This window comes from Kitasatospora sp. HPM-01-4 (assembly GCF_051374625.1).
Classification (GTDB): Bacteria; Actinomycetota; Actinomycetes; order Streptomycetales; family Streptomycetaceae; genus Kitasatospora.
In genome coordinates this window covers 6201852-6228445 of record NZ_JBPQGP010000005.1, presented here as the reverse complement: position 1 = coordinate 6228445, position 26594 = coordinate 6201852, and the positions used below count along the sequence as shown (strand labels likewise).

The following is a 26594-nucleotide window of genomic DNA, read 5'->3' as shown; positions in this document are numbered from 1 at the left end:
TCACCGCCGGCCCGGGGCCGTCTCATGTCCGGAACGCCCCGCCCGGCCGATGCCGGGGGGCGACCCGCCGCCCTGACCTACAGCACCTGGAGGTTCTTGCGCAGCTCGAACGGCGTCACCTCGGAGCGGTACTCCTCCCACTCCTGGCGCTTGTTGCGCAGGAAGAAGTCGAAGACGTGCTCACCGAGGGTCTCGGCGACCAGTTCGCTGCGCTGCATCAGGTCGATGGCCTCACCGAGGTTCTGCGGCATGGGCTGGATCCCCATGGCGCGGCGTTCGGCGTCGGAGAGGGCCCAGACGTCGTCGTCGGCGCCGGGCGGGAGTTCGTAGCCCTCCTCGATGCCCTTGAGGCCGGCGGCGAGAGTGACCGCGTAGGCGAGGTAGGGGTTGCAGCCGGTGTCCAGGGAGCGGACCTCGACGCGGGTGGAGCCCTGCTTGCCCGGCTTGTACATCGGGACGCGGATGAGGGCCGAGCGGTTGTTGTGGCCCCAGCAGATGTAGGAGGGGGCCTCGCCGCCGGCGCCCGCGGTGCGCTGCGAACCGCCCCAGATCCGCTTGTAGGAGTTGACCCACTGGTTGGTGACGGCGGCGGTCTCGGCGGCGTGCTTCAGCAGGCCGGCGATGAAGGAGCGGCCGACCTTGGAGAGCTGGTACTCGGCGCCGGACTCGTGGAAGGCGTTGCGGTCGCCCTCGAAGAGGGAGACGTGGGTGTGCATGCCGGAGCCGGGGTAGCCGGAGAAGGGCTTGGGCATGAAGCTGGCGTGCACGCCCTGCTCCAGCGCGACCTCCTTCATGACCAGTCGGAAGGTCATGATGTTGTCGGCGGTGGAGAGCGCGTCGGCGTAGCGGAGGTCGATCTCCTGCTGGCCGGGGGCGCCCTCGTGGTGGGAGAACTCCACCGAGATGCCCATCGACTCCAGCATGGTGATCGCCTGGCGGCGGAAGTCGTGGCCCACGCCGCGCGGGGTGTGGTCGAAGTAGCCGGACTGGTCGGCGGGGATCGGCGGGGTGCCGTCGCCGGGGAGGTTCTTCAGCAGGAAGAACTCGATCTCCGGGTGGGTGTAGAAGGTGAAGCCCTGCTCGGAGGCCTTCTCCAGGGTGCGCTTGAGCACGAAGCGCGGGTCGGCGAAGGAGGGCGAGCCGTCCGGCATCAGGATGTCGCAGAACATCCGCGCGGTGCCCGGGGTCTCCGAGCGCCACGGCAGTATCTGGAAGGTGGTCGGGTCCGGCTTGGCGATCATGTCGGACTCGTACACCCGGGCGAATCCCTCGATGGCCGAGCCGTCGAAGCCGATGCCCTCCTCGAAGGCCTGCTCCAGCTCCGCGGGCGCCACCGCGACCGACTTCAGGAACCCGAGCACATCGGTGAACCACAACCGGACAAAACGGATGTCACGCTCTTCGAGCGTGCGAAGCACGAACTCCTGCTGCTTGCCCATGGGGACAGTCTCACCTCTGCTCTTTACGTTCGTGTTACGCACGGAAGCACGCGAAAGCGACCGGCGGAAGCGGCTCACGGAGCGGCTGCCCCCATCATGGCGGATCCGCACCGGCTTGCCGACCCCTGGAGGGCCCTTGGCGGCCGTACGGGCCGGACCGGGAACGGGCGTGCACGGCAGGTGGCGCCCCCTGCCCACGACATAATGTCAGTTAGACGATTACACTCGTCCCATGCCCAATCTCCGTCTCGCCCTGAGCCAGATCGACCCCTGGGTCGGTGACATCACGCGCAACAGTGATGAGGTGGTGCGCTGGACCGGAAAGGCCGCCGAGGCAGGCGCCCAGCTGGCCGTCTTCCCGGAGCTGATGCTGACCGGGTACCCCGTCGAGGACCTCGCGCTGCGCCGGTCCTTCGTCGAGGCGTCCAGGACGGCGCTGGTCGAGCTGGCCGAGCGGCTGGCCGCGGAGGGGCTGGGCGAGCTGCCGGTGGTGCTCGGCTACCTCGGGCGCTCCGAGCAGGACGTACCGCGGGCCGGACGCCCGGCGGGGTCGCCGCAGAACTGCGCGGCCGTCCTGCACCGGGGCAAGGTGGTGAACCGTTTCGCCAAGCACTACCTGCCCAACTACGGCGTCTTCGACGAGTACCGCTACTTCGTCCCCGGCAACCAGCTCTCCATGCTGCGCCTGCACGGCGTGGACGTCGCGCTGGCCATCTGCGAGGACATCTGGCAGGACGGCGGCCGGGTCACCGCCGCCCGCGAGGCCGGGGCCGGCCTGCTGCTGACGATCAACGGCTCACCGTACGAGCAGAACAAGGACGACGTCCGCCTGGAGCTGGTCCGGCGCCGGGCCGCCGAGGCGGGCTGCCCGCTGGTCTACCTCAACATGGTCGGCGGGCAGGACGAGCTGATCTTCGACGGCGACTCCCTGGTGGTCTCCGCCGCAGGCGAGGTGCTGGCCCGGGGGCCCAAGTTCGAGGAGAGCCTGCTGGTCCTCGACCTGGAGCTGCCCGCCGCCACCCCCGACCCGACCGACGGTCTGCTGCTCAGCGACGGCCTCCAGCTGGTCCGCACCGACCTCGGCGGCGAGGTGCTGCCCGCCCCCGCCGAGCCCGTCGGCCCCGGCATCGCCCCGCAGGTGAGCGACGAGGCCGAGATCTACCAGGCGCTGGTCACCGGCACCCGGGCGTACGTCCGCAAGAACGGCTTCAAGTCCGTGCTGATCGGGCTCTCCGGCGGCATCGACTCCGCACTGGTCGCCGCGATCGCGGTGGACGCCGTCGGCGCCGAGAACGTGCACTGCGTCTCCATGCCCAGCCGCTACTCCTCGCAGCACTCCCGCGACGACGCCGCCGAGCTGGCCAGGCGCACCGGCCTCAACTTCCGCACCGTCCCCATCACCCCGATGTTCGACGCCTACATGGACTCGCTCGGCCTGACCGGTCTGGCCGAGGAGAACCTGCAGTCCCGGCTGCGCGGCACCCTGCTGATGGCGGTCTCCAACCAGGAGGGCCACATCGTGCTGGCCCCCGGCAACAAGAGCGAGCTCGCGGTCGGCTACTCCACCCTCTACGGCGACTCGGTCGGCGCGTACGGGCCGATCAAGGACGTCTACAAGTCGCTGATCTTCCGGCTCGCCGGCTGGCGCAACGAGGAGGCCGTCCGGCGCGGCGAGACCCCGCCGATCCCGGAGAACACCATCTCCAAGCCGCCGTCGGCCGAGCTGCGCCCCGACCAGCTCGACACCGACTCGCTGCCCGACTACGACGTGCTGGACTCCGTGCTCGACCGCTACGTCGAGGGCGACCAGGGCCGTGACGCCATCGTCGCCGCCGGCTTCGACCCCGAGCTGGTGGACCGCGTCGTCCGCCTGGTCGACACCGCCGAGTACAAGCGCCGCCAGTACCCGCCGGGCCCCAAGATCTCCGCCAAGGGCTTCGGCCGGGACCGCCGCCTGCCCATCACCAACCGCTGGCGCCGGGGCTGACACATCGTCAACACACTGGCCCCGCACTGCCGTTGACCACGGCACTGCGGGGCCCATCGGCCCCTGCCGAGCGGTTCGGGGTCTTCGCCGCGCCGGAGGGCCACCGTGCACCGGCCTCAACCCGGCCGCGCCACCGGCGCGTTCCGTGCCGAGGCGCCGTGGATCTCAGTAGCGGTAGGACGCGGCGATGGCGCGGTGGTCGCTGCCGTCGGCGCGCAGGGTCCAGGAAGCGGTGGGCCTGAGGCCGCCCTTGCTCATGATCTGGTCGATCCGGGCCGTCGGGAAGGACGCCGGCCAGCTGAAGCCGAAGCCGTCCCCGGCGGCTCCCTGGGCGGAGCGCATCTGCGAGGTGATCGGGGCCAGGCTGCGGTCGTTCATGGTGCCGTTGAGGTCGCCGAGCAGCAGCACCTTCTTCAGGCTCTCCCGCTCGATGGCGTCGCCCAGCGCCTGCGCGCTGACATCCCGCTGACCCGCGGTGAAGCCCCGGTCGAACTTCACCCGTACCGAGGGCAGGTGCGCGACGTACACCGCGAGCGGCCCCTGCGGGGTGGTCACGGTGGCGCGGAAGGCCCTGGTCCAGCCGATCCTGATGTCCACCTGGGAGACGTCGCTCAGCGGGTACTTCGACCAGAGCCCGACGGTGCCCTCCACCGCGTGGTACGGATAGGCGGCCGCCAGCCCCGCCTCGTAGGTCGGCACCGCCTTCCCGGTCAGCTCCTCCAGGGCGACGATCTCCGCGCCGGAGCCGTTCAGCAGCCGCGCGGTGCCGGCCGGGTCGCTGTTGCCCGCGGCCACGTTGTGGGTGAGGACGGTGAAGTCGCCCTTGCCGCTGTTCTTGTCGAAGAGCAGCCCGCCGAACAGGTTGAGCCAGACGATCGCGGGCAGCAGCACCGCCGCCAGCGCGGTGGCCGAACGCCGCAGCACGGCCGCCACCAGCAGCAGCGGCACGGCCAGCCCCACCCAGGGCAGGAAGGTCTCCAGCAGGCTGCCGAAGTTGCCCAGGGAGTTGGGCACCGAGGAGTGCAGGGCGAGCAGCCCCGCGACGAGCACGGCGAGCACGGCGGTGATCCAGCCGCGCCGTCCGAGCGGACGCCAGCCTCGGCACCAGGCGCGGAAGGCCGCCCCGTCCAGCTGCGCCATGCCCTGATCCTCCGTACTGTCCCGTTCGACCGAGCCGATGCCGCTTTGGTGGGATTCTCGGATCAGCCTATGCAGGGACAGACGCGCTCACCGTCGCGCGGGGTTGCGGCGCACGGCCGTCAGTGAGATTCGCCACCAGAGGGGCCCGCCGCCGGTGCGGACGCCATGGCCCGGGCGGGGGCGCCGATGCCGTTCAGGAGGGTGTCGACCAGCTGCTCGGCCAGCGCCGGATCGTCCAGCGGCGCCTCCTCCCAGAAGACGGTGCGCAGCAGGATCGGCCCCATCACCACCTCCAGGAGCAGGTCGGTGTCCAGGTCCGAGCGGATCACCCCCTCGGCGACCCCGCGCCGGATCACCTGCCGGACCAGCTCACAGCGGGGTTCGATCACCCGCTCCCGGTACATGGCGCGCAGCTCGGGCCAGCTGTTCAGCTGGCCGAGGGCGGCCTTGAGCACCCAGCGCGAGCGTTTGGCCAGGCCCCGGCGGCGCATGAACTCCATCATCGCCAGGAGTTCCTCGCGCACCGTGCCGCCGGTGAGCTCCGGTTCGGGGGCCTCCAGCCGGGCGACCACGTCGACCAGCAGGGCCTCCTTGTTGGGCCAGCGCCGGTAGATGGTGGCCTTGCCGACACCCGCGGCCGCGGCGACGCCCTCGATCGAGAGGTCGGCCAGGCCCACCCCCTCCTCCATCAGCCGCTCGACCGCGGCGACGATCGCCTGCTCCGCCGCCTCACTGCGCGGCCGGCCCCGCCGCCGGGCACACGGCTCGGCGGTGGGGCAGCTGGGCTCGGGCACCGGGGCCGCGATGTCGATCTGCATGGCCTTATTCTCCACAGCCGCTCGAAGCCTTCCTTCTCACCACTGCGGCCCCGGGCCGCAGGCCCCGTTCTCCTGCCACGGCCGACGGCCGTGACCCCCCGTCGCGGTCGACCGCCGGTCTCCTCGGTGGCCGGTCAGACCTTGGCGGTCCGCTGCGGCTCGCTCTGGGACTGCGGCGCACCGCCGGGGCCGGTCTGGGCCTTGCCGGGGAGCATGAACCAGGCGAGCAGGACGCCGATCACCGTGATCCCGGCGGAGAGCCCGGAGACGATGTGCATCGCATGGACGAAGGCCTCCTTGGCCGGGCCGATCAGCTCGGTGTGGTGGGTGGCGCCGGCGATGGCCAGGGTCGCTTCCAGGGACTCCCCCGCCTTGTCCCGCAGCGGGGCGGGGAGATGGGCGAGCTGGGCGGCCACGCCGTCCCGGTAGGAGGTGGAGAGCACCGCGCCCAGCACCGCGACGCCGAGCGAACCGCCGACCTGGCGGAAGGTGTTGTTGACCGCCGAGCCGGCACCGGCCTTCTCCCGCGGCAGCGAGCCCATGATGGCCGTGGTGACCGGCGGCATCACATGCGCCATGCCGGCGCCCATCACGAAGCCGAGCACGACCAGCACCCAGATCGAGGTGGTCAGGCCGAGCAGCAGGTAGCCGAGGAAGCCGACCGCGATCAGCACCATGCCGCCGGCGCAGGTGGCGCGGACACCGAAGCGGTCGACCACCAGGCGCGCCCGGGGCGCGAAGAGCATCTGGGCGCCGGCCATCGGCAGCATCAGCACACCGGCCTGCAGGGCGCTGTAGCCGCGCACGCTCTGGGTGTAGAAGACACCGAAGAAGGAGACGCCCATCAGCGCGAAGAAGACCATGCCGATCACCACGACCGAGCCGGTGAACTGCTTGCGGCGGAACCAGCTGACGTCCAGCGCCGGGTGGGTGGTGCGCTTCTCGTGCAGGACGAACAGGATCAGCGCCACCAGACCGCCGAGCAGCGGGCCCCAGGCCTCGAACCTGGTGAGGTCGGCCAGCTCTCCGCCCTTGATGATGCCGTAGATCAGCGCGACCAGGCCGATGACGGAGAGCACCACACCGATCGGGTCCAGCTTGCCGGGGCTGGGGTCGCGGGAGTCCGGGACCAGCAGCGACATCGCGACCAGCGCGACGGCCACGATCGGGACGTTGACCAGGAAGACCGAGCCCCACCAGAAGTGCTCGATCAGCACACCGCCGGTGATCGGGCCGATCGCGATCGCCAGACCCACGGCACCGGCCCAGATGCCGATCGCCTTGGGCTGCTCGTGCCGCTCGAAGACGTTCATGATGATGGCCAGCGTCGCGGGCATCACGAAGGCGCCGCCGAGGCCCATCACCGCACGGAAGGTGATCAGCTCGCCGGGCGAGGAGGCCAGCGCGGACAGCAGCGAGCCGATGCCGAACACCAGCATGCCGCCGAGCAGGGTCTTCTTCCGGCCGATCCGGTCACCGAGCAGACCCGCGGTGAACAGCAGCCCGGCGAAGACCAGGGTGTACGAGTTGATCGCCCACTCCAGGTCGCTCTGGCTGGCGCCGAGACCGGTGGGCTTGGGCGAGGCGATGGTCTTCATCGCCACGTTGAGGATCGAGTTGTCGAGGACGACGACGAGGAGGGAGAGCACCAGGGTGCCCAGGATCGCCCAGCGGCGACGGTGTATCGCCTCGGGTATCCGCTGAGAAGCGGCTGCGGTCATCGGAGAGTCTTTCCCGTCCGTACGAGCAAGTGCGGACTTACGAGCCGGTTGCGTCTCGTAACCCCATTCGCCCCCAGGATAGCCCGCTTTTCGATACGAAACCGATCCGTATCGTAAATAACCCGCAAAAGAGAGGCGCCCTGGAGGCGCACAGGTCGGCCGGTCCTCGCCCTTTTGCGCCGGGCGCGCGGCATGCAAGCATGGGGGCAGATCCGGGGACGCCGCACGGCGCCACGAGACGACAACCTTTCAGGAGCCTGTTCGATGAACGCTTCTCCGCTTTCGCCTGCCCAGACGCAGGACGGGACGCCGACCGTCCTCTACGGAGGGGTCACCAACCGCCGGGTGACCGTCCGCGACCTGGCCAAGGCCAAGCAGCACGGTGAGCGCTGGGCGATGCTCACCGCGTACGACGCCCTCACCGCCGGGGTCTTCGACGAGGCCGGTATCCCGGTCCTGCTGGTCGGTGACTCGGCGGGCAACTGCCACCTCGGCTACGAGACCACCGTGCCGGTGACCATGGACCAGATGGTCATGCTCTCCGCGGCCGTGGTCCGCGGCACCAAGCGCGCCCTGATCGTCGCCGACCTGCCGTTCGGCTCCTACCAGGAGTCGCCCGCGCAGGCCCTGCACAACGCCGCCCGGCTGCTGAAGGAGGCCGGGGTCAGCGCGGTCAAGCTGGAGGGCGGCGAGCGCAGCGCCCGCGCCATCGAGCTGCTGGTCGAGGCGGGCATCCCGGTGATGGCCCACGTCGGCCTGACCCCGCAGTCGGTGCACGCCTTCGGCGGGTACCCGGTACAGGGGCGCGGCGACGAGGCCGCGCACCAGCTGCTTCGGGACGCCAAGGCCGTTCAGCAGGCCGGGGCGTTCTCGGTGGTGCTGGAGGCCGTGCCGGCCGAGCTGGCCGCGCAGGTCACCGAGGAGCTGGCGGTCCCGACCGTCGGCATCGGAGCGGGCGCCGGGTGCGACGCCCAGGTGCTGGTCTGGACCGACTTCGCCGGGATGACGGCGGGGCGGGTACCGAAGTTCGTCAAGCAGTACGCCAACCTGCGGGCCGTACTCGGGGACGCCGCCCGCGAGTTCGCCGCCGAGGTCGGCGCGGGGACCTTCCCGGCTCCCGAGCACACCTTCAAGTAGGACCTCAGGCGCGGGGAGCCGCGCGGGAGCCCGCCACCGAGTCGCGGGTCTCTCGCACGGCTCCCCGCCGCGCCCCTGCCGTCACCCCCGACAGTGCGATGACGGTGATGGCAGCCGGGTGACAGCGGGCTGACAGCCGGCCCCGGCAGCCTGAGGGCATGACACGAATCGACACCGCCCCGAACGAGCGGGGGCCCCGCAGCGGCAACGCCGTCGAGGTGCGCGGGATCGTCAAGCACTACGGCGGGACCAAGGCCCTCGACGGCGTCGACCTGACCGTCAGGCAGGGCACCGTCCTCGGCGTGCTCGGCCCGAACGGCGCCGGCAAGACCACCCTGGTCCGCATCCTCTCCACCCTGATCAAGCCGGACGCCGGCACCGCCTTCGTCGGCGGCTACGACGTGCTGCGCCAGCCCAAGCAGCTGCGCCGCACCATCGGCCTCACCGGCCAGTACGCCTCGGTGGACGAACTGCTCTCCGGCTACGAGAACCTCTACCTGATCGGGCGGCTGCTCGACCTCCCCCGGCGGGAGGCCAAGGCCCGCGCCACCGAGCTGCTGGAACGCTTCTCGCTCACCGAGGCCGCCAAGCGCCCCGCCAAGACGTACTCCGGCGGTATGCGGCGCCGGCTCGACCTGGCCGCCAGCATGATCGGCCGGCCCAGGGTGCTCTACCTCGACGAGCCGACCACCGGACTCGACCCGCGTACCCGCAACGAGGTCTGGGACGAGGTGCAGCGGATGGTCGCCGACGGCTCCACCGTGCTGCTCACCACCCAGTACATGGAGGAGGCGGAGCAGCTCGCGCACGAGCTGACCGTGATCGACAAGGGGCGGGTGATCGCCAACGGCGGGATCGGCGAGCTCAAGGCCCAGGTCGGCGGCCGGACCCTGCGGGTGACACCGGTCCGCGTCGCCGAACTGCCCGAGATGGCCCGCTGCCTGCACGAGGCCGGCATCACCGCCGCCACCGTCTCCGACGACGCCGGTGTGCTCACCGTTCAGATCACCGACGACGACCAGCTCACCAGCGTGGTGGGCGTACTGGGCACCCGGGGCTTCGGCATCTGTGCCATCGACACCGAACTGCCGAGCCTGGACGAGGTGTTCCTCGCCATCACCGCCAGGCCCGCCGCCACCGCCTCCGCCCCCGAGAAGGAGCCCGTGGCATGACGACCGCGATCGCCTACGAAAGTGCCGACCCCCGGATCGGTCTCGGCGCCCACCTGCGGCACGTCGGCGCCCTCACCCGCCGCAACCTGATGCGGATCAAGGCCGACCCGGAGTCGATCCTGGACGCCGTGCTGGTCCCGATCATCTTCACGCTGCTGTTCGTCTACGTCTTCGGCGGCGCGGTCTCCGGCAACCAGCACAGCTACGTCCAGTACATGACGCCGGGCCTGCTCGGCACCACCGGCCTCAACCTGGCGATGGCGGTCGGCACCGGGCTGAACAGCGACTTCCAGACCGGTGTGATGGACCGCTTCCGCACCCTGCCGATCGGCCGGGCCTCGGTACTGCTGTCCAAGATCGCGGCGGAGACCTGCCGGGCGCTGCTCTCCTTCACCATCCTGATCGGGTTCTCGATGGTCCTCGGCCTCGACGTCAAGGGCGGCTTCCTGAACCTGCTGGCGGCGGTCGGCCTCTCCCTGCTCTTCGGGATGTCGATCGTCTGGATCTCCATGCTGCTCGGTATGTCGCTGCGCAGCGCCCAGGCCGTCCAAGGAGTGTCGATGCTGGTCATCGCGCCACTGCAGTTCGGCAGTTCGATCTTCGCGCCGACCACCAGCATGCCCGGCTGGCTGCAGGCCTTCACCCACGTCAACCCGCTGTCCGCGCTGGCCGACGCCTGCCGGGCACTGATCAACGGTCAGGGCGCGGTGGCCCATCCGGTGACCATCGTGCTGGTCTGGGCGGTGGCGATCACCGCCGTCACCGCTCCACTGGCGGTGGCCAGGTTCCGCAAGCGGACCTGACCGGACGCGGGCACCGATCCCTGATGAGGCGTCAGAGATCGGTGCCCGCAGCCTGGTTCCTCAAGGCCGGGACCCGTCCGGGTCGTCCATCATGGCGGCCGCCTCGGCGAGGGTGAGACCGTTCCCCTCGGCCAGCGCCTCCCGGTAGGCCTCCTCGCCGATCAGCCCGATCAGCTCGCACTCGTTGCGGTCCCGGTGCCGCCGCTCCAGGTACGAGCCGAGCACCCCGTGCAGGGCGTAGTGGGCGCCCATCAGCACGGCCGCCCGCCTGGCCACGCCCACGTCCCCCCGCAGTCCGGCGATCCGGACCAGCACCCCGATGGCCGGCAGGATCAGCATCACGGACATGTGCTCGGCGAAGACCTTGGCGGCGTTCTCCGCCGAGTTCACCAACCCCCTTGCTTCCCTGAGCATTTCGAGACCGGTCTCGGGATCGCCGCTCAACGCGACCACCCAGGCCCGGACCGAGGTCACGATGCCCAGGAACACGCTCGGCACCAACGGGCCGAACTGCCGCCCGCCCTCCTCCAGCCGGTCCAGCTGGCCGAGCGCCTCGGCGTACTCCCCACGTGCGGCACTCAGACTGCACAGCACCAACCGCCCGTACAACTCCGCCCCGTCGTCGACCTGGTGCCCGGTGACGGGACCCTCCAGCACCTCCCGGATCTGCCGCTCGCCCTCCGCCGCATCGGTCTCGAACAGCGCCTCGCCGAGGCGCACCTGGAGCAGCGGGACCTCGTGCGGCGCCTGGAGTTCGCTGGCCAGTTCGATGGCCTTCCGGTACGCCTCGGCGGCACGCACGCTGTCACCCCGCTTCGCCGCCGTCTCACCCTGCGAGGACAGCGCCTCGGACATACCCCACCGGTCACCGAGCCGGGTGAACAGCTCCAGCGCCTCGTCGCTGTCGCGGGTCGCCTCGTCGAGGCCGCCCGACCAGTCGTTCAGCATCCGGGCGCGGATCTGCAGGATGAAGGCGAGGTCGCCGTCCGCGCCGTGGCGGCGACAGCCCTCGACGGCCTCGTCCAGCATCGGCCGCAGCCGGCTGAACTCACCGGCCAGGAAGGCCGCGAAGACCCGTTGCAGAGCCGGGAAGCGGAAGGACTGCGGAAGATCAGGAGTGTAGGCCGCGAGCACCCGCCGGGCGAGATCGATGGCCTCCGGGTCGCCGAGCATCTGCGTGTTCCCGATGAACATGGTGACCAGACGCTGCAGATGGAGCTGCCGCCGGGCCTCCTGGAGCAGGTCGGGCGGCATCGGCAGCGGCGACTGCAGCGGATCGGCCGACAACGGGACCGGCCTGGGCGCGTCGTCGGCGTACGGGTCCGGGGCGAGCGCGCCGACCGCCTCGTACCAGCCGTGTGCCTCGGCGCGGTAGTCCCGCAAGGCCCAGAACCAGCTCATACCGAGCGCCAGGACCAGCGCCTCCTGCTCCTCGGCGCCGTCCACCGCGCGGCGCAGCGCGGCGCGGATGTTGTCCTGCTCGCGTTCCAGCACGGCCAGCCAGTGCAGCTGGTCGGGGCCGTGCAGGTGCCGCGCCGCGGTGCGGACCAGTTCGCGGAAGCAGCGGATGTGCCGGAGCACCGCCCCGCCGTCGGCCCCGCCGTCGTCCCCGCCCTCCGCGATCGCCTCGGCGAGCCGTTCGGTGGCGTACTCGTGGATCGTCTCCAGCATCCAGTACCTGGTACCGCTGCCGAGGTCGGCGACCAGCAGGGACTTGTCCACCAGCGAGAGCAGCAGGTCGGCGACCTCCTCCCGGCGTACTGTTACTCCTCGCTCGACCCGCGAACGGGTGTCGCCCCCCGAGGTGTCGTCGGCGCAGACCTGTTCGGCCTCCTCCAGGGTCCAGCCGCCGGCGAAGACGGAGAGCCGGCGCAGCACCGCACGCTCGCGCCCGCCCAGCAGGTCCCAGCTCCAGTCGACCACCGCGCGCAGGGTCTGCTGGCGCGGCAGCAGGGTTCGGGCGCCGGCGGTGAGCAGCGCGAACCGGCCGTCCAGCCGGTCGGCGAGCTGGCGCGGCGCGAGTCCCCGCAGGCGGGCGGCGGCGAGTTCGATGGCCAGTGGCAGACCGTCCAGGCGACGGCAGATCTCGGCGCAGGCGTCGGGGTCCTCGGCGGGGTCGAAGCCGGGGCGGGCGGCGGCACCGCGCTCGGCCAGCAGCCTGAGCGCGACCGGGTCGGGCAGCGGCTCCACCGGCCGGACGCTCTCGCCGGGCACACCGAGAGGCTCCCTGCTGGTCGCCAGGACGGTCAGCCCCGGGCACTCGGCGAGGAGCCGGTCGACCAGTTCGGCGGCGGCCTGGACCAGGTGCTCGCAGTTGTCCAGCACCAGCAGCATCCGCCGGTGGGCGCAGTGCTCGACGATCCGCCGTACCGGGTCGTCCATACGGGTCACCTCGGCGACCGTACCGCCGGTGTGCAGCACGGTCTCGCGCAGGCCGAGCGCGGAGAGTACGGCGGCCGGTACGTCGCCCGGGTCCTCCAGCGGGGCCAGCTCGGCCAGCCAGACCCCGTCCGGCCAGCCGTCGGCGGTGGCGGTCGGGCCGACGGCCGCGCTCGCGGCGGCGGCTTCGGTCGCGGCGGCCCGGCCGGCCTCGACGGCCAGCCGGGTCTTGCCGGAGCCGCCGGGGCCGGCGAGCGTGATCAGCCGACTCGTCGTCAATGCGGACTTCAGCAGGGCCAGTTCGGCCTCGCGCCCGACGAAGCTGGTCAGCCTCGGCCGCAGGTTGCCGACCGGACGCGGGGTTGCCGGCGTACTCCGGTCCACGGTCGGCACCTCGGCCCGGCCGGGTATGGGCGGGTGCGCCGAGGAGCCGTACGCCGCGGGCCGGGCCGGGGGTGCGGCCGGTGCGGGGGCGGTGGAGCGGAGCAGTTCGCGGTGGACGGCCTGGAGCTCCGGGCCCGGGTCGGCTCCCAGCCGCTCGGCCAGCCCGCGCCGGGCCCGCTCGTACTGCTGGAGCGCCTCCGCGGTGCGTCCGCTGTCGCGCAGGGCGCGGATCAGCAGGAGCTGCAGCTGCTCGTCCAGCGGGCGGTCCGCGCAGAGTTCGGCCAGCTCGGCGGTCAGCTCGGCGGCCCGGCCGAGTTCCAGTTCCGCGCCGATCCGGCCTCTGCGGGCCTCCTCGCGCTGGGCCTCCAGGCGGGCCGCCGGTCCGCCGCGGTCCGGCAGGTCGGCCAGCGCCGGGCCGCGCCAGAGGCCGAGGGCGGTGCTCAGCCGCTCGGCGGCGCGGGCGTGGTCGGCGGCGGCCGCGGCCTCCCGGCCCTCGGCGACCAGCTGCTGGAACTCGCCGAGGTCGGTGCCCCCGCCGGTCAGCCGGTACCCGGCCGGGCCGAACCCGACTTCGTCCCGGCCGATGGTGCGGCGCAGCCGTCCGACCAGTGTCTGCAGCGCGGCGGCGGAGTCCTGCGGAGGATCGGCGCCCCAGACCTCGTCCACCAGCAGTTCCGTGGCGACGGGCCGCCCCTGCCGCAGCACCAGCGCGGTGAGCAGCGCACGCAGCCGGGCACCGCCCAGCGGAATGGGGGTGCCGTCGTCCTGATGAGCGGTGGTCGTTCCGAGAATGCCGTAGTGCACGGGGACCATTCTGGTGGACACCCTCGGCACCGCACCCCTGATTTGCGGCCCGGTGGAGAGCAGGGCCGGACGGTGCCGTGCTCCCCGAGGACACGAGGAACCCTGCGGCCGCCCCACGCGTTCACCCGGGACGGCTTGTACCCGCCGTGTCCGCCCCGGCATGATCGATGCCTGCCATCCCCACCCCTCGGATACCCCTCGGAGCTCCACCGCCATGACCTTCGCCGAAACCCAGCGCTCGCGCAGCGAGGACCGCAGGATCAGCCCGGTCTTCTGGGCCCTGCTCGCGACCCTCGCCACCTCGGGCTGGGCCGTCTGGTCGGGCTACGGCAACGCGGGCGTGGGGGTCTTCCTCTTCGTGGTGGCGGGCTGGATGGTCTCGCTCTGCCTGCACGAGTACGCCCACGCGCGGACCGCGATGGTCAGCGGCGACATCACGATCGGGGCGAAGGGCTACCTCACGCTCAACCCGTTCAAGTACACCAACGCGATCTTCAGCTTCGTGCTGCCGATGATCTTCGTCGTGCTGGGCGGCATCGGCCTGCCCGGCGGCGCGGTCTACATCGAGCGGCACCGCATCCAGGGCAGGCTCAAGCACAGCCTGATCTCGGCCGCCGGCCCGCTGGTGAACCTCCTCTGCGCGGTGGTCCTGCTGATCCCGATCGGTGCGGGCTGGCTGGACGACCCCGCGGTGCACGCCAGCTACGAGGGCCACGAGCTGAACGTCTCCCCGCTCGCCGCGGCACTCGGCTTCCTCGCCCTCCTCCAGCTCAGCGCCGCCCTGCTGAACCTGCTGCCGGTCCCGGGCCTGGACGGCTACGGGATCGTCGAGCCGTGGCTCTCGCTGAAGACCCGCCGGGCGGTCGAGCCCTTCGCCCCGTACGGGCTGATGGCGGTGTTCGTGGTGCTCTGGCAGTCCGAGGTCAACCGGTGGTTCTTCGACCTGGTCTACCGGATCATGGAGCTGTTCGGCGTGGACGGCGCCTACGCCGCGCTGGGCCGGTACCTGTTCAGCTTCTGGCAGCACTGACCGGCCCCGCCCGCCGCGGGGTTCAGACCCCGGTCGCCGCCTTGGCCTTCCCCTGGCGGTCACGGCGCAGGTAGAACCAGGCGATGTTGCTGGAGACGCCCGCCATCAGCACCCAGACCACGCCCAGCCAGTTGCCCTGTACGAACGAGACCACGGCCGCGGCGACCGCCAGCACGAAGACGATCAAGGCATAGAGGGCGTTTCGGGGCATGGCTCTGAGCTCCTAACGGATCGGTACGACCGTTCCATTCTCTCCGAAGGGCCCCCGGCGCCGTCGCAGGGGGCCCTTCGGGCGCGGTCACACGTCGGTGATGCGCAGACCCGCGTGGGCCTTGTAGCGGCGGTTGACCGAGATCAGGTTGGCCACCAGCGACTCCACCTGGTGGGCGTTGCGCAGCCGGCCCGCGAAGATACCGCGCATACCGGGGATCCGCTCCGCCAGCGCCTGGACGGTGTCGGTCGCCTCGCGGTCGTCGCCGAGCACCATCACATCGGTGTCGATCCGCTCGATCGCGGGGTCCTGCAGCAGCACCGCCGAGAGGTGGTGGAAGGCCGCCGTCACCCGGGAGTCGGGCAGCAGGGCGGCGGCCTGCTGGGCGGCACTGCCCTCCTCCGGCCGGATCGCGTACGCGCCCTGCTTGTCGAAGCCCAGCGGGTTGACGCAGTCCACCACCAGCTTGCCCGCGAGCTCCTCGCGCAGCGCCGAGAGGGTGGCCGCGTGGCCGTCCCACGGCACGGCGACGATCACGAGGTCGCTCTCCCGGGCCGCGACCGCGTTCTCCGCGCCGCGGATGCCGAGGCCGAGCTCGGCCGCCGCCGCCTCGGCGCGCTCCACCGTGCGGGAGCCGATCACCACCTGCTGTCCGGCCTTGGCCAACCGGTAGGCCAGGCCCCGGCCCTGGTCACCGGTGCCGCCCAGGACACTGACCACCAGCTGCGAGACGTCCGGAAGGCCCCGGGTCGGCGCCGTCACTGAATCGTGGGTACTCATGCGGAAGATCCTGCCAAAGCCCGGCCCGGTGCTCCATCCTCTCCCTCCATGGACGCGGTGAGAGTTTCAGCACTGTCCCGATCACTGGCCGGCAGCGGCTGGCCGGAGACCACCCGGGCCTTCGGCGGAGCGCTGCGACGGTCCGTCAGCCGGCGCAGTGCGACCGGGCTGCTGCTGGTCGGCACCGAACGGTACGAGCCCTGGCATCTGGCCGCCCACCTGGACGGCGAGGCCGACCGGTCCGGCGTCACCGGCCTGGCCCCCACCCTGCTGCGGCACCGCGTCCCGGACGGCTCGCCGGCCCATCTCGCCCACGGCGTCGACCTGTTGACGCAGGTCCGGCGCGGCGTCACGGTCCTGGTGGTCGCCCCGGCCGCCGCCGGGACACCACTGCTGGAACGCGTCGACGACGCCCGCCGCGGCGGCGCCACCGTGCTCGCCCTCGACGCCGGCGACCGGGACCTCGCCTCCCTCGCCCACGAACGCCTCGCCGTCCCCGAAGCCGCCGAGGAGCCGTTCGACCTCGTCCAACACCTCGTCAGCGCCGCCGCCGGCACCCGCCACCGCCTCCCCCTCCTCGCCCGGCTGGCCGCCTCCCCGATCTCCCACTGGTGAGCGGCCTGCCGCGGTCGCTGCCGTCAGCGGTCCAGCTCTGTTGAACTACTTCAGGTACTCCGTGAGGTCGTCCACGGTCCAGTCGGCCTGCCGGAGGACGGAACGCAGGGTGCCGGGCGCGAGCGAGCAGCGCAGAGGCACGATGACGGCACGGTCGTCCCTGCGGTACTCGGCATGGCTGCCACGGGTGGCGACGTGACCAAAGCCCGCACGCTCCAGCGCCTTGGCGATCTCGGTGCCGGACAGGCCGATGGGGACGGCGGGGCTCATGCGACGCGGACCTCAACCGGTGCGGTGATCACGTCGGCTACCTCAGGAGCGGGGGCGTCCGCTTCCGCGCTAATCCGGTTGCTTCCGATTCGGGGCGGAACCCAGGATGGCGGGACCATGACCTCCGACGAACCGCCCCATCGCCCCGGCCGGTTACGGTCCGCGCTGCGCGGACTGCGGCCCGATCTGTCCCCCTGGCGCTCCTCCCGGGACTTCCGGCTGCTGTGGGCCTCGGGCTCCGTCACCGCCTTCGGCAGCTTCCTGACGTATGTCGCCGTACCGCTGCAGATCAAGGAACTGACCGACTCCTCCTTTGCGGTGGGCCTGGTGGGCGCGGTGGAGCTGGTGCCGCTGGTGGTCTTCGGGCTGTGGGGCGGTGCGCTCGCGGACGCGCTGGACCGGCGGAGGCTGGTACTGCTCTCCGAAGCCGGTCTCGGCCTGCTCTCGGGGCTGCTGCTGCTCAACGCGCTGCTGCCTCGGCCGCTGCTGTGGCCGGTCTACCTGGTGGCCGCGCTGGTCGCGGCGCTCGGCGGTCTGCAGCGTCCGGCGCTGGACTCGCTCACCCCGAGGATCGTCGCGCACGACCAGCTCCCCGCCGCTTTCGCACTCAACTCCCTTTTCCACAACGCCGCTTCGGTGGCCGGCCCGGCCCTGGCCGGGGTCGTGGTGGCAGTTGGGGGCGTGCAGACGGCGTACGCGCTGGATGTCGCCACCTTCACCGCCTCGGTGCTCCTGCTCGCCCGGATGCGGGCGGTCCCGCCGCAGGCCGGTGCCGAGCAGCCCTCGCTGCGGGCGATCGCGGCCGGTGTGAGGTACGCCTGGAGCCGGCCCGATCTGCTGGGCACCTACGCGGTGGACCTCTGCGCGATGCTCTTCGCCTACCCCGTGACGATCTTCCCGTTCCTGGCCGGCGAGTTGCACGCGAAGTGGGCGCTCGGCCTGATGTACGCGGCCTCGGCGGCGGGGGCGCTGGTCGTCGGTGCCACCAGCGGCTGGACCTCGCGCATCCACCGGCAGGGGCGGATGCTGGTGCTCGCCGCGCTCGGCTGGGGTGCGGCGATGGTGCTGGCGGGGCTGGCGGGTGACATCCGGCTGGTGCTGGTGGCGCTCGCGCTGGCCGGTGGCGCCGACGAGATCAGCGGCATCGCCCGCTCGGTGGTCTGGAGCCAGTCCATCCCGGACGAGCTGCGCGGACGGCTGGCCGGGGTGGAGCTGCTGAGCTACTCGGTCGGTCCGCAACTGGGCCAGGTCCGGGCGGGTGGCACGGCCGCGCTGATCGGCGTACGCGGCTCGGTCTGGGCGGGCGGGCTGGCCTGCGTGGCCGGTGTCCTCGCACTGGCCGCCGCGCTGCCCAAGCTGCTGGCGTACGACTCCAGGACCGACCCGCACGCGGCGGCGGTCCGGGCCCGGCGGGAAGCCGAACCGACCCCGGCCTGAGGCACCCGGGTGAGCGCCTCAAGGATGGCGGGAGGGCTCTACAGCAGCTGAGGGGTGCGGGCCCGTTGAGCGCGCCCCTCCGCGCGCTCCCCGGCGCTCACTACCGTTCGTCGGAGGGTTCCTCCCGCTCACCCGAGGGCGCTTCGTCGCTCCAGCGGGGATCGGTCCGCCATTCGCGGTTGCGCTCGTCCGCGATCTCCAGGGCGTGAGCGGCCTCCTCGCGGCTGGCGTACGGCCCGAGGCGGTCCTTGGCGGGGCATTCGGGGCCCTCCTCGACCTTGGCGTGCTTGATGCAGTAGAACCACTCCCCCGGCTTTCCGGTGGGCTTCCGGCCGAATCCCAGCGCCATGATCGGTCTCCCGTCGCTCGTTCGCTTCGGTATGGATCATTCCCGTTGCCCGGCTCGGACACACAGCCGGGGCTGTTCGGGGCCCGGCGGATAGACTCGCGGCCATGGTTCTCGTACCCGGCATCCAGTCCCCCACCCGCAAGGTTCCGGCGCACATCGCGCGCCCCGAGTACGTCGGCAAGCCGGCGCCGACGCCGTACACCGGGCCCGAGGTGCAGACCGCCGAGACGGTCGAGAAGATGCGGATCGCGAGCCGGATCGCCGCCCAGGCGATGGCGGAGGCGGCCAAGCTGATCACACCGGGTGTCACCACCGACGCGCTCGACGCCGTCGCCCACGAGTACATGTGCGACCACGGCGCGTACCCGTCGGACCTGGGCTACCGGGGCTTCCCCAAGTCGATCTGCACCTCGGTCAACGAGGTGATCTGCCACGGCATCCCCGACTCGACGGTCCTTCAGGACGGCGACATCGTCAACATCGACGCGACCGCCTACATCCACGGGGTGCACGGCGACCTGAACGCCACCTACCTGTGCGGAGACGTGGACGAGGAGTCCAGGCTGCTGGTCGAGCGCACCCGGGAGTCACTCAACCGGGCGATCAAGGCGGTCAAGCCCGGACGGCAGATCAACGTGATCGGGCGGGTCATCGAGTCGTACGCCAAGCGCTTCGGCTACGGCGTGGTGCGGGACTTCACCGGACACGGCATCAACACGTCGTTCCACTCCGGCCTGATCATCCCGCACTACGACAGCGAGCGGGCCACCGAGGTGATCAAGCCCGGGATGACCTTCACCATCGAGCCGATGCTCACCCTGGGCACCTACGACTACGAGATCTGGGAGGACGGCTGGACGGTCGTCACCAAGGACCGCAAGCGCACCGCCCAGTTCGAGCACACCCTGGTGGTCACGGCCGACGGCGCGGAGATCCTCACCCTGCCGTGAGTGCGCGGCCGGACCTGCCGTGAGCGCGCGGCCGGACGGCGGTCCCCCGGTCCGCCGTCCGCTCCCCGACCGGGCGAGCGGGGCGGCCCCGGCCCGGGCGGGCCGGGGCGCGGGCCCTCAGCCGATCAGCCACTGCTCCTCGGCGACCGCACCCACCTCGGTGCAGGCGTCGGTGAGCACGTCCAGGACCCGCAGCGCGTCCGGCAGCCGCCGCTCCGGGCCACGGCCTTCCAGCCAGCGGACCTCGGAGCCGTCCGGGAGCGCGGCGGGCGGCAGCAGGGTGTACGAGCCGCGGCAGTGCCACCGCAGGCCGGGATGCTCGGACATGGTGTCCGGCGTGCTGTCCAGGACGCTCGGCCACCACTCGTCCTCGTCCTGCGGGGTGCCGCGGGTGGCCGTGAAGAACAGATGGCGGTCCTCGCCGACGACCGCGACCGGGCCGACGACGCCCAGGGCGTCGAGCCGCTCCACGGCGAGCCGGCCGGCCTCGGCCGGGACGTCCAGGACGTCGTGCGCGCGGCCGGTGGCGGTGATGAAGTTCGCCTGCGGGTCGCGGGAGAGCCAGCGGGTCAGCTGCTCGGTGTCGGTGGTCGCCTGGGACTGCCAGGCGAAGGAGACGGGGTGCTGGGCGGGGGCCGGACAGCCGATCCGGTCACAGGAACAGCGATAGCCGGCCGGGTGCGCGGCCGGGGCCACCGGGAAGCCCGCCGCGACGGCCTGGAGCAGTTGATCGAGTCTCGCCACCGGGTCGGTGTCGCCGGCCCCCGCCTGTCGCTCGCGCTTGCGCCACCAGGTCGTCCACCTGCCGCTGGCTTCCATAGGACCCCTTCCGCACCCTGCCGTGACCTGCCGCGCCTGGTGAGGCGCGGCGACCGACGCAACATCCGACGCAACGTCCGGGCTCGCCTGTTGCTTCCCGGACGGTGCTCGATCAGGCACGTCCGCCTTGAGCCGGAGCCGGGGTTGCCGGACGGCCGAACGCCTGGGTCACGGTACGGGGTACGAGAGTTGGGCTCGGCGGGAAGGCACAGCGACGCGCGCCCGACCCGGTCCGTACGGGGCCCGCAGACCCGGGTGGATCCCGGGGGCGTACAGAGCAGGATAAGGGTGCCGGACGGGTCCCGATGACCGGGGGCGGTGCTGCGTCCGCCGCGGAGACCGTCACCAGGGCTCCGCCGCTCCGTTTCTCCAGCGTCACCGCTTCTCCACCGGTGCCACGCGTTCCCGGCCCTCGGGCGGGGCCGGCGGGCCGGGCCGGACGCTCTCCGGCTCACATAGGCTGGGGTGATGAGAAGCGCCGACACCGAATTCGTGGGCGGGCCACTGGACGGCAAGGTGCTGCCGATCGCCCTCACCCTGCTGGGCAGCGTGCCCAAGGTCTACCGGGTACCGGTCCCCGCCCATGGCGACGTACCGGCCACCACCCTGGTCTACCGACGGGCCGAGCTGCGCACCGCCAAGCGCCGCCGCTACTGGCAGTACGAGTACGACCAGTCCGCCTCGGCCTGACCAGCCCCGGCCGGGCGGGCTCTCCATGGCAGATGGCGGTTTCCCGGGTGCGGGCACCCGGGAAACCGCCCGGACGTCCCCCGCACAGCCACCGGTCCGCCCGCGGCCGTGCGGTCAGTCCTCTTCGGCGAGGATGAGGTACAGCTTCTTCTTCGCCTCGGTCAGCACGGCGAGACCCTTGGCGCGCTGGCTCTCAGTGCCGGTGGTCATCACCTGCCGTACCGCGTGGTCCACGGCGGCGAGCGCCTGGCCCACCTCCTGCACCGCCTCCCAGTCGACGCCGCGGCCGGCCTCGGCCCAGGGGGACTCCTGGCCTCCCTCGGCCTCGGTGCGCCCGGCCTCGGTGAGCTCGAACAGCCGCTTGCCGGAGACCTCCTGGGCCCGGATCAGCCCCTCCTCCTCCAGCAGCTGGAGGGTCGGGTACACCGATCCCGGGCTCGGCCGCCAGGCACCGCCCGTCCGCTCACCGATCTCGGTGATCATCTCGTAGCCGTGCATCGGCCGCTCCTTGAGCAGCGCCAGCAGCGAGGCGCGGACATCCCCGCGCCGCGCCCGCCCGCCACGACGGCCGTGACCGCCGTGCCCTCGGCCACCCATACCGGGGCCGAACGGTCCGCCGAACCCGGGCCCCCACGGGCCGGCCGGGCGGCCCGGGCCGCCGAAGCCGCCGAAGGCGTGCCGCCCCTCGAAGCTCTCACCGGCGAAATCGCCGCGCTCATCGCGCCGGCGCCCGCCCCTGAACGATCCCCTTGCACGCATGACGCGCACCACCCCTCGTCACTCTCACTCGACACTTCTCTTCCGAAGCATCTCGATACCTCGACGATATATCGCTGACTGTCGCTCGTCAACGGTGTGCCCGACGGCGCCACCGCGGCCGTCGAGGATGCGGCGCGAGGTGGCGGCACCGGACAGCACGGTGAGCGAACGCGGCCACGCAGCCGGCGGCACCGCGCCGTGGCCGCAACCGGCGGCACCTCGCCGACCGCCGCGCGCCCCGCCGCCGCAAGGACGTACGACCGCACGCCGTACCCTGGTGCCCGCCCGTCCCGCCCGACTCCGAACACCGCCGAGGCCATGGAACTTCGCCAACTGAGGTACTTCACCGCCGTGGCGGAGGAGCTGCACTTCGGCCGAGCCGCCGAGCGACTGACGATCGTCCAGTCCGCCGTCAGCCAGCAGATCCGGCGACTGGAACGGGAGTTGGGGGTCGAGCTGTTCGACCGCTCGCCACGGCGGGTACGGCTGACCGACGCCGGCGCCGCGTTCCTGCCCGCCGCCCGCGAGGTGCTGGCGGCCGAACAGCGCGCCCTGGCCGCGATCGGCGAGTTCACCGCCGCCCGCGGCCCCGTGCTGCGGATAGGAACGAGCACGGGGATGGGCGAGCGGCTGGAGCGGGTGCTGGAGGAGCTGGAGCGTCAAACAGCCGACACCCGGGTCGAGTTGCTCTCGGCGCCTCGGGCGGACCGGCTGCGGAAGGTCGCCGACCGGGAGCTGGACGCGGCCTTCGTGCGCGGCGAGGTGGAGGCCCCCGAGGGCGTGCGGCAGATCCCGGTCTGGCAGGACGAGCTGCTGGTGGCGCTGTCGGCCCGCCACCCGCTGGCCGGCGCGAGCAGCGTCGATCTCGCCCGGCTCTCCGGCCTGCCGCTCTACCTGACCGCCCGCCGGAACAATCCACCGCTGGTCGATCTCGTCGTCGGCGCCTGCCGGGACGCCGGCTTCGAGCCCGTGCCCGGCCCTCCGCACAGCTCCCTCCAGGACACCCTGGCGGCGCTGGGCGCGGGCTCGCCCGGCTGGACCGTGCTCTACGCGGCGCACGCCTGCCAGTTGCGCGGCGGCCGGGTGGCCTTCGTACCGGTGCGCCCGCCGGACGGCGCGCAGGCGCCGGGCAGCCACCTGTCGCTCCCCACCACGCTGGCGGTGCACGGTGCCGCCGCACCCGAACGGCTGCGCCCGCTGCTGGAGGCCTGCCGGGCGGCCGGCCGCGAGACGGGGAACGGCGAGGGCACGGCCTGACCGCCGGGTGCGATCACGATTCGCGATCGTGGTGAGCTCGGATTGCCTCTGGGTCGCGAGCGCCGACCGGAGTGAGATGGATGTCAGCAGCCCCCGCCGCCGGCAGGGCCCGGGAGCCGCCCCGATTCCCGCTCACCCCAACGATCCAGGAGCAGACCATGCCCATCGTCACCGTCCAGCAGGGCCCCCGCAGCGTCGAGCTCAAGCGGGAGCTGGTCGCCCGCATCACCGACGCCTTCGTCGACGCCTACAAGATCCCGGCGGACACCGTCCAGGTGTGGATCCAGGAGGTGTCACCGGAGAGCTGGGGCAGCGCCGGCAAGCTCACCGCAGACAAGTAGCCTGCCCGGCAGGTGATTCAGGCCCCTCGGGGTACGGCCACCCGCTCACACCGGACGGCCGTGCCCCCAAGGTCGCGATCGGCTCGGGCCCGGACTGGTCCACAGGACCGGCCCCGCTCCGCACGTTCTCCCTCGGCCCGACCGCCGCGTCCTCCCGGCGACCACCACGGGTACGGACTACGGTGGCGGCCATGGCCGGTGAACGAGATCTCCAGAAGCTGCTCAGCGGAATGCGCCCGACGCTCAACCCGGGCCGGTACGTCTACTGCACCCTCCCCGCCCGCGTTCCGGCAGGGCTGCGCCCGGTGGTCACGGTCGCGGAGCCGGAGGGCCCGACCGTGGTGGTGACCCAGGAGGAGGCCGATGCGCTCGGGCTGCGGTACGACTACGTCGCCGCCTGGATCACACTGCGCATCCACTCCGCCCTGGAGGCCGTCGGCCTGACCGCCGCCGTCGCCGGACACCTCGCCGAGCACGGCATCAGCTGCAACGTGGTGGCCGGTTTCCACCACGACCACCTGTTCGTCTCCGCCGACGACGCCGAGCGCGCGGTCGCGGCACTGGAGGAACTGTCCTCCTCCGCCTGACGGTTGGGCGAACTCCTTCGGGGGCGTGGTGCACCACCACGCCCCCGAATCCTGCTGTACATCTCCGCTTCGGCTTCCGCACCGGGCGACCGGGGTACCAGTGAGATGCCCCTGCTCCGCAGGCCGGCCCCGCAGGAACGGGAGGAAACCACCGTGGACTCGGCCAGCAACTGGGCGGCCGGCGCCGCCGCCGCTCTGCAGGACGCCCTGGCGCCACTGGTCGCGGCGGGACGGGTCCCGGGCGGCGTGATCACCGCCGGAACCGCGGGAGGCCCGCGCACCACGCTCGCCTGCGGTACGGTCGCCCCCGAGTGCGGCCCGGTGGCACCCGACGAGCACACCCGCTACGACCTGGCCTCGCTCACCAAGGTGGTGGCCACCTGGCCGCTGGTCGGCCGGGCCGTCCGCGAGGGGCTGCTCGACCTGGACGCCCCGATCCGCGACATCCTGCCCGATCTGCCCGCCCCCGGCGCGAGATTGACTGTTCGTCAGATACTCACCCACACCAGCGGACTGTTCGACCACACCTACTTCGACCGCTACCTGGGCATCCCCACCCCGCTGGCCCAACTGATCTGCGCGGAACCGCTGATCAGCGAACCCGGCCGGCAACACCACTACATCGACCGGGGTTTCATCCTGCTCGGCCTGCTGCTTCCCGCACTGTACGGGCGCCCCCTGGACCGGCTCGCGGGCGACCTCTGGCGCGAACTGGGCATGACCGAGACGGCGTACGGCCCACTGGCCCGCTCACCGAAGGTGGCCCCGACCGAGGCGCGGCTCGCCGGGGCGCCGCACATCTGGGGCACGGCGCACGACCCCAGCGCCGCACTGATGGGCTCGGTCGCGGGCCACGCCGGGGCGTTCAGCACCACCGCCGACCTGGCCGTCTTCGCCGAGCACACGCTCGCCTCCCGCTGGCTGGCCGAGAGCATGCGACCCGCCGCGTACATCGAGCCGGGGCGGCACCGGGGCCTCGCCTGGATCATCGCCGACACCGGTCCGCACAGCGGCCCCGTCGCCTACCACCACGGCTTCACCGGCACCAGCATGCACCTCGACCCGCGGACCGGCCGCTACCTCGTCCTGCTCACCAACGCGGTCTACCACGGCCGGGACAGCTCCCTGCTGGTGCCGATCCGGGCCCTCGCCATCACCGCACTGACCTCCCCCGCGTAACCGCACCGCCCGCACAACCCGCCCGAGGGGCAGGCACGTTGACCACCGCCTGGCCTACCGAGTGCGGATCCCGGTCCGGCGGGCGGTCGAACCGCCACACCCGGATGCCGTGCGGCACCCGTATGACGCGCCACGGCCGGGCGCGCGCTCCGGGCCCGCCAAGGCGGCGGTACCGCCCCGCCCTGCCGCACCGGCCCGGCCGCCTCGGCTGAGCGGCTCCCGGGCACCTGCTCTTCGGGTGAACCTGTGGAGGGGCGTGCGAGCAAAGGGATCCGGAGCAGTCCCATCCGATTAACCTCCGGGCAACAGTGCCGAGCCCCCGATCGAGGAGGGACACCATGCCCAGCACCTACGAGGAGTCCGCGTCCGGCGACGAGACCAGCGGCGAGACCCGGTCCGCCGGCATCGGCGGCCTGCGTGACGACGCTCCCGACAGCTGCCCGGAGAACGAGACTTCGGGATGGCCGTCCGACGGCGACTACGTCGACGTGGAACCGCACCACAACCTGGACTGATCTCCCCCGAGTGCCCCGGTCCGGCGTGCACCGACCGGGGCACTCGCGTTCCCTCAGCGGCACAGGCCCGTCGACCCGAGCAGGGGCAGCAGAAGCACGGTGGCAAAAAGATGCCGTCGTTCGGGCTGAACGATGTTCCAATGGTTGGTACCAGCAGCGACGCCGTTCCTGTGCGATAGCACCACGGGGCCCGTGCGTCGCACCGAGCCGCAGGGAAGCCGGACACGATGGCCGCCGATCACCAGACCGACCTGGAAGCAGACCTCGAACTCGTCCAGGCGGCCACGCACACCGCCGAGACGTACGCACAGGGTGACAACCACACCGTGGCAGCCGCCGCCCGCGCCAAGGACGGCCGGATCATCACCGCACTCAACGTCTACCACTTCACCGGCGGCCCCTGCGCCGAACTGGTGGTTCTGGGTGCTGCGGCCGCCCAGGGCGCGTACCGGCTGGAGACGATCGTGGCGGTCGCCGACGGCGGGCGCGGGATAGTCCCGCCGTGCGGGCGGTGCCGGCAGGTGCTCTTCGACTACTTCCCGGACCTGACCGTCCTCCTCGGCAGCACGAGTGAGCCGCGCGCGGTACCCATAGTCCAACTGCTGCCCGAGACCTACGTCTGGGCCGACCACCAGTAACGACCCCGCCGGACGAGCCGATCGCGAGCCAGGCCCGCCCCTGTCCTACGCGCACGCCCACCGAACCGCCTGCATCGTGAACCGCCGGTCACCACAGCCTGGTTGACATCATGCGTGCCCAACTCCGGCATCTCCATGGGAACTTCCCGCTGGAGCGGAGATTCCGCAGTCGGACTCCGGGCCAGGTACCGTCACGGTACCGGCCAAGGACAAGTGCCCGTTGTGCAGCGACGCGGACGGCGGGCAGCGCGCGGCACCGGCCGGGGCACGGCCCACCACCCCACCCCACTCCCCCGACGGCCCCCGATCGCTCCCGATCGGGAAGAATGGGCCCGGTCCGGAGCGCGGCAGGAGGCGGTGCTCATCCCTGCCACAGGAGAACG

General features: G+C 72.1%; 26 protein-coding genes. 15 read left to right on the top strand and 11 right to left on the bottom strand.

The annotated features are described in order from the left end of the window. Nucleotides 1-77: 77 nt before the first annotated feature. The gene (gene glnA, locus ACSMTC_RS27195) at nucleotides 78-1439 is read right to left on the bottom strand and encodes a type I glutamate--ammonia ligase (RefSeq protein WP_436562338.1); all 1362 of its coding nucleotides are present in this window, start codon (nucleotides 1437-1439) and stop codon (nucleotides 78-80) included. Nucleotides 1440-1671: 232 nt separating this feature from the next. Between glnA and ACSMTC_RS27190 the strand changes: the two genes are divergently transcribed. Continuing rightward, nucleotides 1672-3426 (top strand): NAD+ synthase, encoded by a 1755-nt coding sequence (locus tag ACSMTC_RS27190; RefSeq protein ID WP_436562337.1) that lies wholly within the window; start codon nucleotides 1672-1674, stop codon nucleotides 3424-3426. 165 nt (nucleotides 3427-3591) lie between these two features. Here the strand turns inward: ACSMTC_RS27190 and ACSMTC_RS27185 are convergent, their stop codons facing one another. The 3 genes from ACSMTC_RS27185 to ACSMTC_RS27175 all read right to left on the bottom strand — a co-directional run bounded on the left by ACSMTC_RS27185 (nucleotide 3592) and on the right by ACSMTC_RS27175 (nucleotide 7105). Next, nucleotides 3592-4566: an endonuclease/exonuclease/phosphatase family protein gene (locus ACSMTC_RS27185; RefSeq protein WP_436562336.1), complete on the bottom strand. Its 975-nt coding sequence runs from the start codon at nucleotides 4564-4566 to the stop codon at nucleotides 3592-3594. Between the two features lie 119 nt (nucleotides 4567-4685). Continuing rightward, on the bottom strand, nucleotides 4686-5384 hold the full coding sequence (locus tag ACSMTC_RS27180) for a TetR-like C-terminal domain-containing protein (protein WP_436562335.1): 699 nt from the start codon (nucleotides 5382-5384) through the stop codon (nucleotides 4686-4688). A 134-nt stretch (nucleotides 5385-5518) separates the two neighbouring features. Next, on the bottom strand, nucleotides 5519-7105 hold the full coding sequence (locus tag ACSMTC_RS27175; RefSeq protein WP_436562334.1) for an MFS transporter: 1587 nt from the start codon (nucleotides 7103-7105) through the stop codon (nucleotides 5519-5521). Nucleotides 7106-7369: 264 nt separating this feature from the next. Here ACSMTC_RS27175 and panB point away from each other — a divergent pair, with 264 nt between their 5' ends. The 3 genes from panB (at nucleotide 7370) to ACSMTC_RS27160 (ending at nucleotide 10217) form a co-directional block, all read left to right on the top strand. Next, entirely contained in the window at nucleotides 7370-8242 is an 873-nt protein-coding gene (gene panB, locus ACSMTC_RS27170; protein WP_436562333.1) for a 3-methyl-2-oxobutanoate hydroxymethyltransferase, read from the top strand. 158 nt (nucleotides 8243-8400) lie between these two features. Beyond that, the gene (locus tag ACSMTC_RS27165; protein ID WP_436562332.1) at nucleotides 8401-9414 is read left to right on the top strand and encodes an ATP-binding cassette domain-containing protein; all 1014 of its coding nucleotides are present in this window, start codon (nucleotides 8401-8403) and stop codon (nucleotides 9412-9414) included. Next, complete coding sequence (locus ACSMTC_RS27160; RefSeq protein WP_436562331.1) at nucleotides 9411-10217, top strand: ABC transporter permease; 807 nt, start codon at nucleotides 9411-9413, stop codon at nucleotides 10215-10217. Before ACSMTC_RS27165 ends, ACSMTC_RS27160 begins: the two co-directional genes overlap by 4 nt. A gap of 60 nt (nucleotides 10218-10277) precedes the next feature. Here ACSMTC_RS27160 and ACSMTC_RS27155 read toward each other — a convergent pair whose 3' ends face one another. Beyond that, nucleotides 10278-13793 (bottom strand): AfsR/SARP family transcriptional regulator, encoded by a 3516-nt coding sequence (locus ACSMTC_RS27155; protein ID WP_436564819.1) that lies wholly within the window; start codon nucleotides 13791-13793, stop codon nucleotides 10278-10280. Nucleotides 13794-13998: 205 nt separating this feature from the next. Here ACSMTC_RS27155 and ACSMTC_RS27150 point away from each other — a divergent pair, with 205 nt between their 5' ends. Next, nucleotides 13999-14814, top strand: a complete 816-nt coding sequence (locus ACSMTC_RS27150) for a site-2 protease family protein (protein WP_436562330.1) — start codon at nucleotides 13999-14001, stop codon at nucleotides 14812-14814. A 22-nt stretch (nucleotides 14815-14836) separates the two neighbouring features. Here the strand turns inward: ACSMTC_RS27150 and ACSMTC_RS27145 are convergent, their stop codons facing one another. Further along, nucleotides 14837-15025, bottom strand: coding sequence for a hypothetical protein (locus ACSMTC_RS27145; protein ID WP_436562329.1), 189 nt, complete (start codon nucleotides 15023-15025; stop codon nucleotides 14837-14839). 87 nt (nucleotides 15026-15112) lie between these two features. Continuing rightward, nucleotides 15113-15805: an NADPH-dependent F420 reductase gene (gene npdG / locus ACSMTC_RS27140; protein WP_436562328.1), complete on the bottom strand. Its 693-nt coding sequence runs from the start codon at nucleotides 15803-15805 to the stop codon at nucleotides 15113-15115. 48 nt (nucleotides 15806-15853) lie between these two features. Between npdG and ACSMTC_RS27135 the strand changes: the two genes are divergently transcribed. Beyond that, nucleotides 15854-16420 (top strand): hypothetical protein, encoded by a 567-nt coding sequence (locus ACSMTC_RS27135; RefSeq protein WP_436562327.1) that lies wholly within the window; start codon nucleotides 15854-15856, stop codon nucleotides 16418-16420. A gap of 45 nt (nucleotides 16421-16465) precedes the next feature. On the opposite strand, the gene ACSMTC_RS27130 is transcribed toward ACSMTC_RS27135, so the two are convergent. Continuing rightward, a complete protein-coding gene (locus ACSMTC_RS27130; RefSeq protein ID WP_436562326.1) occupies nucleotides 16466-16690 on the bottom strand; it encodes a type II toxin-antitoxin system HicA family toxin in 225 nt (74 codons plus the stop codon). A 117-nt stretch (nucleotides 16691-16807) separates the two neighbouring features. On the opposite strand from ACSMTC_RS27130, the gene ACSMTC_RS27125 reads away from it, so the two are divergent. Further along, nucleotides 16808-18127, top strand: coding sequence for an MFS transporter (locus ACSMTC_RS27125; RefSeq protein ID WP_436562325.1), 1320 nt, complete (start codon nucleotides 16808-16810; stop codon nucleotides 18125-18127). A gap of 100 nt (nucleotides 18128-18227) precedes the next feature. Here ACSMTC_RS27125 and ACSMTC_RS27120 read toward each other — a convergent pair whose 3' ends face one another. Next, complete coding sequence (locus ACSMTC_RS27120; RefSeq protein WP_436562324.1) at nucleotides 18228-18476, bottom strand: hypothetical protein; 249 nt, start codon at nucleotides 18474-18476, stop codon at nucleotides 18228-18230. Between the two features lie 104 nt (nucleotides 18477-18580). Here ACSMTC_RS27120 and map point away from each other — a divergent pair, with 104 nt between their 5' ends. After that, entirely contained in the window at nucleotides 18581-19426 is an 846-nt protein-coding gene (gene map / locus ACSMTC_RS27115; RefSeq protein ID WP_436562323.1) for a type I methionyl aminopeptidase, read from the top strand. Nucleotides 19427-19543: 117 nt separating this feature from the next. On the opposite strand, the gene ACSMTC_RS27110 is transcribed toward map, so the two are convergent. Next, on the bottom strand, nucleotides 19544-20245 hold the full coding sequence (locus ACSMTC_RS27110) for a bifunctional DNA primase/polymerase (protein ID WP_436562322.1): 702 nt from the start codon (nucleotides 20243-20245) through the stop codon (nucleotides 19544-19546). Nucleotides 20246-20713: 468 nt separating this feature from the next. Between ACSMTC_RS27110 and ACSMTC_RS27105 the strand changes: the two genes are divergently transcribed. Next, the gene (locus tag ACSMTC_RS27105) at nucleotides 20714-20935 is read left to right on the top strand and encodes a hypothetical protein (RefSeq protein WP_436562321.1); all 222 of its coding nucleotides are present in this window, start codon (nucleotides 20714-20716) and stop codon (nucleotides 20933-20935) included. A 114-nt stretch (nucleotides 20936-21049) separates the two neighbouring features. Here ACSMTC_RS27105 and ACSMTC_RS27100 read toward each other — a convergent pair whose 3' ends face one another. Beyond that, nucleotides 21050-21694 carry a PadR family transcriptional regulator gene (locus ACSMTC_RS27100; protein ID WP_436562320.1) on the bottom strand — a complete coding sequence of 215 codons (645 nt, stop codon included), beginning with the start codon at nucleotides 21692-21694 and terminating at the stop codon, nucleotides 21050-21052. Nucleotides 21695-22012: 318 nt separating this feature from the next. Between ACSMTC_RS27100 and ACSMTC_RS27095 the strand changes: the two genes are divergently transcribed. From ACSMTC_RS27095 to ACSMTC_RS27070, 6 genes are all read left to right on the top strand, one after another. Beyond that, nucleotides 22013-22951 (top strand): LysR family transcriptional regulator, encoded by a 939-nt coding sequence (locus ACSMTC_RS27095; protein ID WP_436562319.1) that lies wholly within the window; start codon nucleotides 22013-22015, stop codon nucleotides 22949-22951. A 158-nt stretch (nucleotides 22952-23109) separates the two neighbouring features. Continuing rightward, nucleotides 23110-23292: a 4-oxalocrotonate tautomerase DmpI gene (gene dmpI / locus ACSMTC_RS27090; protein WP_436562318.1), complete on the top strand. Its 183-nt coding sequence runs from the start codon at nucleotides 23110-23112 to the stop codon at nucleotides 23290-23292. A 191-nt stretch (nucleotides 23293-23483) separates the two neighbouring features. Continuing rightward, on the top strand, nucleotides 23484-23879 hold the full coding sequence (locus ACSMTC_RS27085; RefSeq protein WP_436562317.1) for an ACT domain-containing protein: 396 nt from the start codon (nucleotides 23484-23486) through the stop codon (nucleotides 23877-23879). A 153-nt stretch (nucleotides 23880-24032) separates the two neighbouring features. Then, on the top strand, nucleotides 24033-25058 hold the full coding sequence (locus ACSMTC_RS27080) for a serine hydrolase domain-containing protein (protein ID WP_436562316.1): 1026 nt from the start codon (nucleotides 24033-24035) through the stop codon (nucleotides 25056-25058). Nucleotides 25059-25396: 338 nt separating this feature from the next. Continuing rightward, nucleotides 25397-25573, top strand: a complete 177-nt coding sequence (locus tag ACSMTC_RS27075) for a hypothetical protein (RefSeq protein ID WP_436562315.1) — start codon at nucleotides 25397-25399, stop codon at nucleotides 25571-25573. 227 nt (nucleotides 25574-25800) lie between these two features. Beyond that, complete coding sequence (locus tag ACSMTC_RS27070; protein ID WP_436562314.1) at nucleotides 25801-26211, top strand: cytidine deaminase family protein; 411 nt, start codon at nucleotides 25801-25803, stop codon at nucleotides 26209-26211. Nucleotides 26212-26594: the final 383 nt, after the last annotated feature.

Excerpts from the sequence above, each read along its gene's own strand:
- ACSMTC_RS27120 (WP_436562324.1), bottom strand. The coding sequence starts at position 18,476 with ATGGCGCTGGGATTCGGCCGGAAGCCCACCGGAAAGCCGGGGGAGTGG.
- ACSMTC_RS27180 (WP_436562335.1), bottom strand. The coding sequence starts at position 5,384 with ATGCAGATCGACATCGCGGCCCCGGTGCCCGAGCCCAGCTGCCCCACC.
- ACSMTC_RS27150 (WP_436562330.1), top strand. The coding sequence starts at position 13,999 with ATGACCTTCGCCGAAACCCAGCGCTCGCGCAGCGAGGACCGCAGGATC.
- npdG (WP_436562328.1), bottom strand. The coding sequence starts at position 15,805 with ATGAGTACCCACGATTCAGTGACGGCGCCGACCCGGGGCCTTCCGGAC.
- ACSMTC_RS27085 (WP_436562317.1), top strand. The coding sequence starts at position 23,484 with ATGGCCGGTGAACGAGATCTCCAGAAGCTGCTCAGCGGAATGCGCCCG.
- ACSMTC_RS27110 (WP_436562322.1), bottom strand. The coding sequence starts at position 20,245 with ATGGAAGCCAGCGGCAGGTGGACGACCTGGTGGCGCAAGCGCGAGCGA.
- ACSMTC_RS27070 (WP_436562314.1), top strand. The coding sequence starts at position 25,801 with ATGGCCGCCGATCACCAGACCGACCTGGAAGCAGACCTCGAACTCGTC.
- ACSMTC_RS27130 (WP_436562326.1), bottom strand. The coding sequence starts at position 16,690 with ATGAGCCCCGCCGTCCCCATCGGCCTGTCCGGCACCGAGATCGCCAAG.
- ACSMTC_RS27160 (WP_436562331.1), top strand. The coding sequence starts at position 9,411 with ATGACGACCGCGATCGCCTACGAAAGTGCCGACCCCCGGATCGGTCTC.
- ACSMTC_RS27175 (WP_436562334.1), bottom strand. The coding sequence starts at position 7,105 with ATGACCGCAGCCGCTTCTCAGCGGATACCCGAGGCGATACACCGTCGC.
- ACSMTC_RS27095 (WP_436562319.1), top strand. The coding sequence starts at position 22,013 with ATGGAACTTCGCCAACTGAGGTACTTCACCGCCGTGGCGGAGGAGCTG.
- dmpI (WP_436562318.1), top strand. The coding sequence starts at position 23,110 with ATGCCCATCGTCACCGTCCAGCAGGGCCCCCGCAGCGTCGAGCTCAAG.
- ACSMTC_RS27075 (WP_436562315.1), top strand. The coding sequence starts at position 25,397 with ATGCCCAGCACCTACGAGGAGTCCGCGTCCGGCGACGAGACCAGCGGC.
- ACSMTC_RS27100 (WP_436562320.1), bottom strand. The coding sequence starts at position 21,694 with ATGCGTGCAAGGGGATCGTTCAGGGGCGGGCGCCGGCGCGATGAGCGC.
- ACSMTC_RS27190 (WP_436562337.1), top strand. The coding sequence starts at position 1,672 with ATGCCCAATCTCCGTCTCGCCCTGAGCCAGATCGACCCCTGGGTCGGT.
- ACSMTC_RS27155 (WP_436564819.1), bottom strand. The coding sequence starts at position 13,793 with ATGGTCCCCGTGCACTACGGCATTCTCGGAACGACCACCGCTCATCAG.
- ACSMTC_RS27165 (WP_436562332.1), top strand. The coding sequence starts at position 8,401 with ATGACACGAATCGACACCGCCCCGAACGAGCGGGGGCCCCGCAGCGGC.
- glnA (WP_436562338.1), bottom strand. The coding sequence starts at position 1,439 with ATGGGCAAGCAGCAGGAGTTCGTGCTTCGCACGCTCGAAGAGCGTGAC.
- map (WP_436562323.1), top strand. The coding sequence starts at position 18,581 with ATGGTTCTCGTACCCGGCATCCAGTCCCCCACCCGCAAGGTTCCGGCG.
- ACSMTC_RS27145 (WP_436562329.1), bottom strand. The coding sequence starts at position 15,025 with ATGCCCCGAAACGCCCTCTATGCCTTGATCGTCTTCGTGCTGGCGGTC.
- ACSMTC_RS27135 (WP_436562327.1), top strand. The coding sequence starts at position 15,854 with ATGGACGCGGTGAGAGTTTCAGCACTGTCCCGATCACTGGCCGGCAGC.
- ACSMTC_RS27105 (WP_436562321.1), top strand. The coding sequence starts at position 20,714 with ATGAGAAGCGCCGACACCGAATTCGTGGGCGGGCCACTGGACGGCAAG.
- panB (WP_436562333.1), top strand. The coding sequence starts at position 7,370 with ATGAACGCTTCTCCGCTTTCGCCTGCCCAGACGCAGGACGGGACGCCG.
- ACSMTC_RS27125 (WP_436562325.1), top strand. The coding sequence starts at position 16,808 with ATGACCTCCGACGAACCGCCCCATCGCCCCGGCCGGTTACGGTCCGCG.
- ACSMTC_RS27185 (WP_436562336.1), bottom strand. The coding sequence starts at position 4,566 with ATGGCGCAGCTGGACGGGGCGGCCTTCCGCGCCTGGTGCCGAGGCTGG.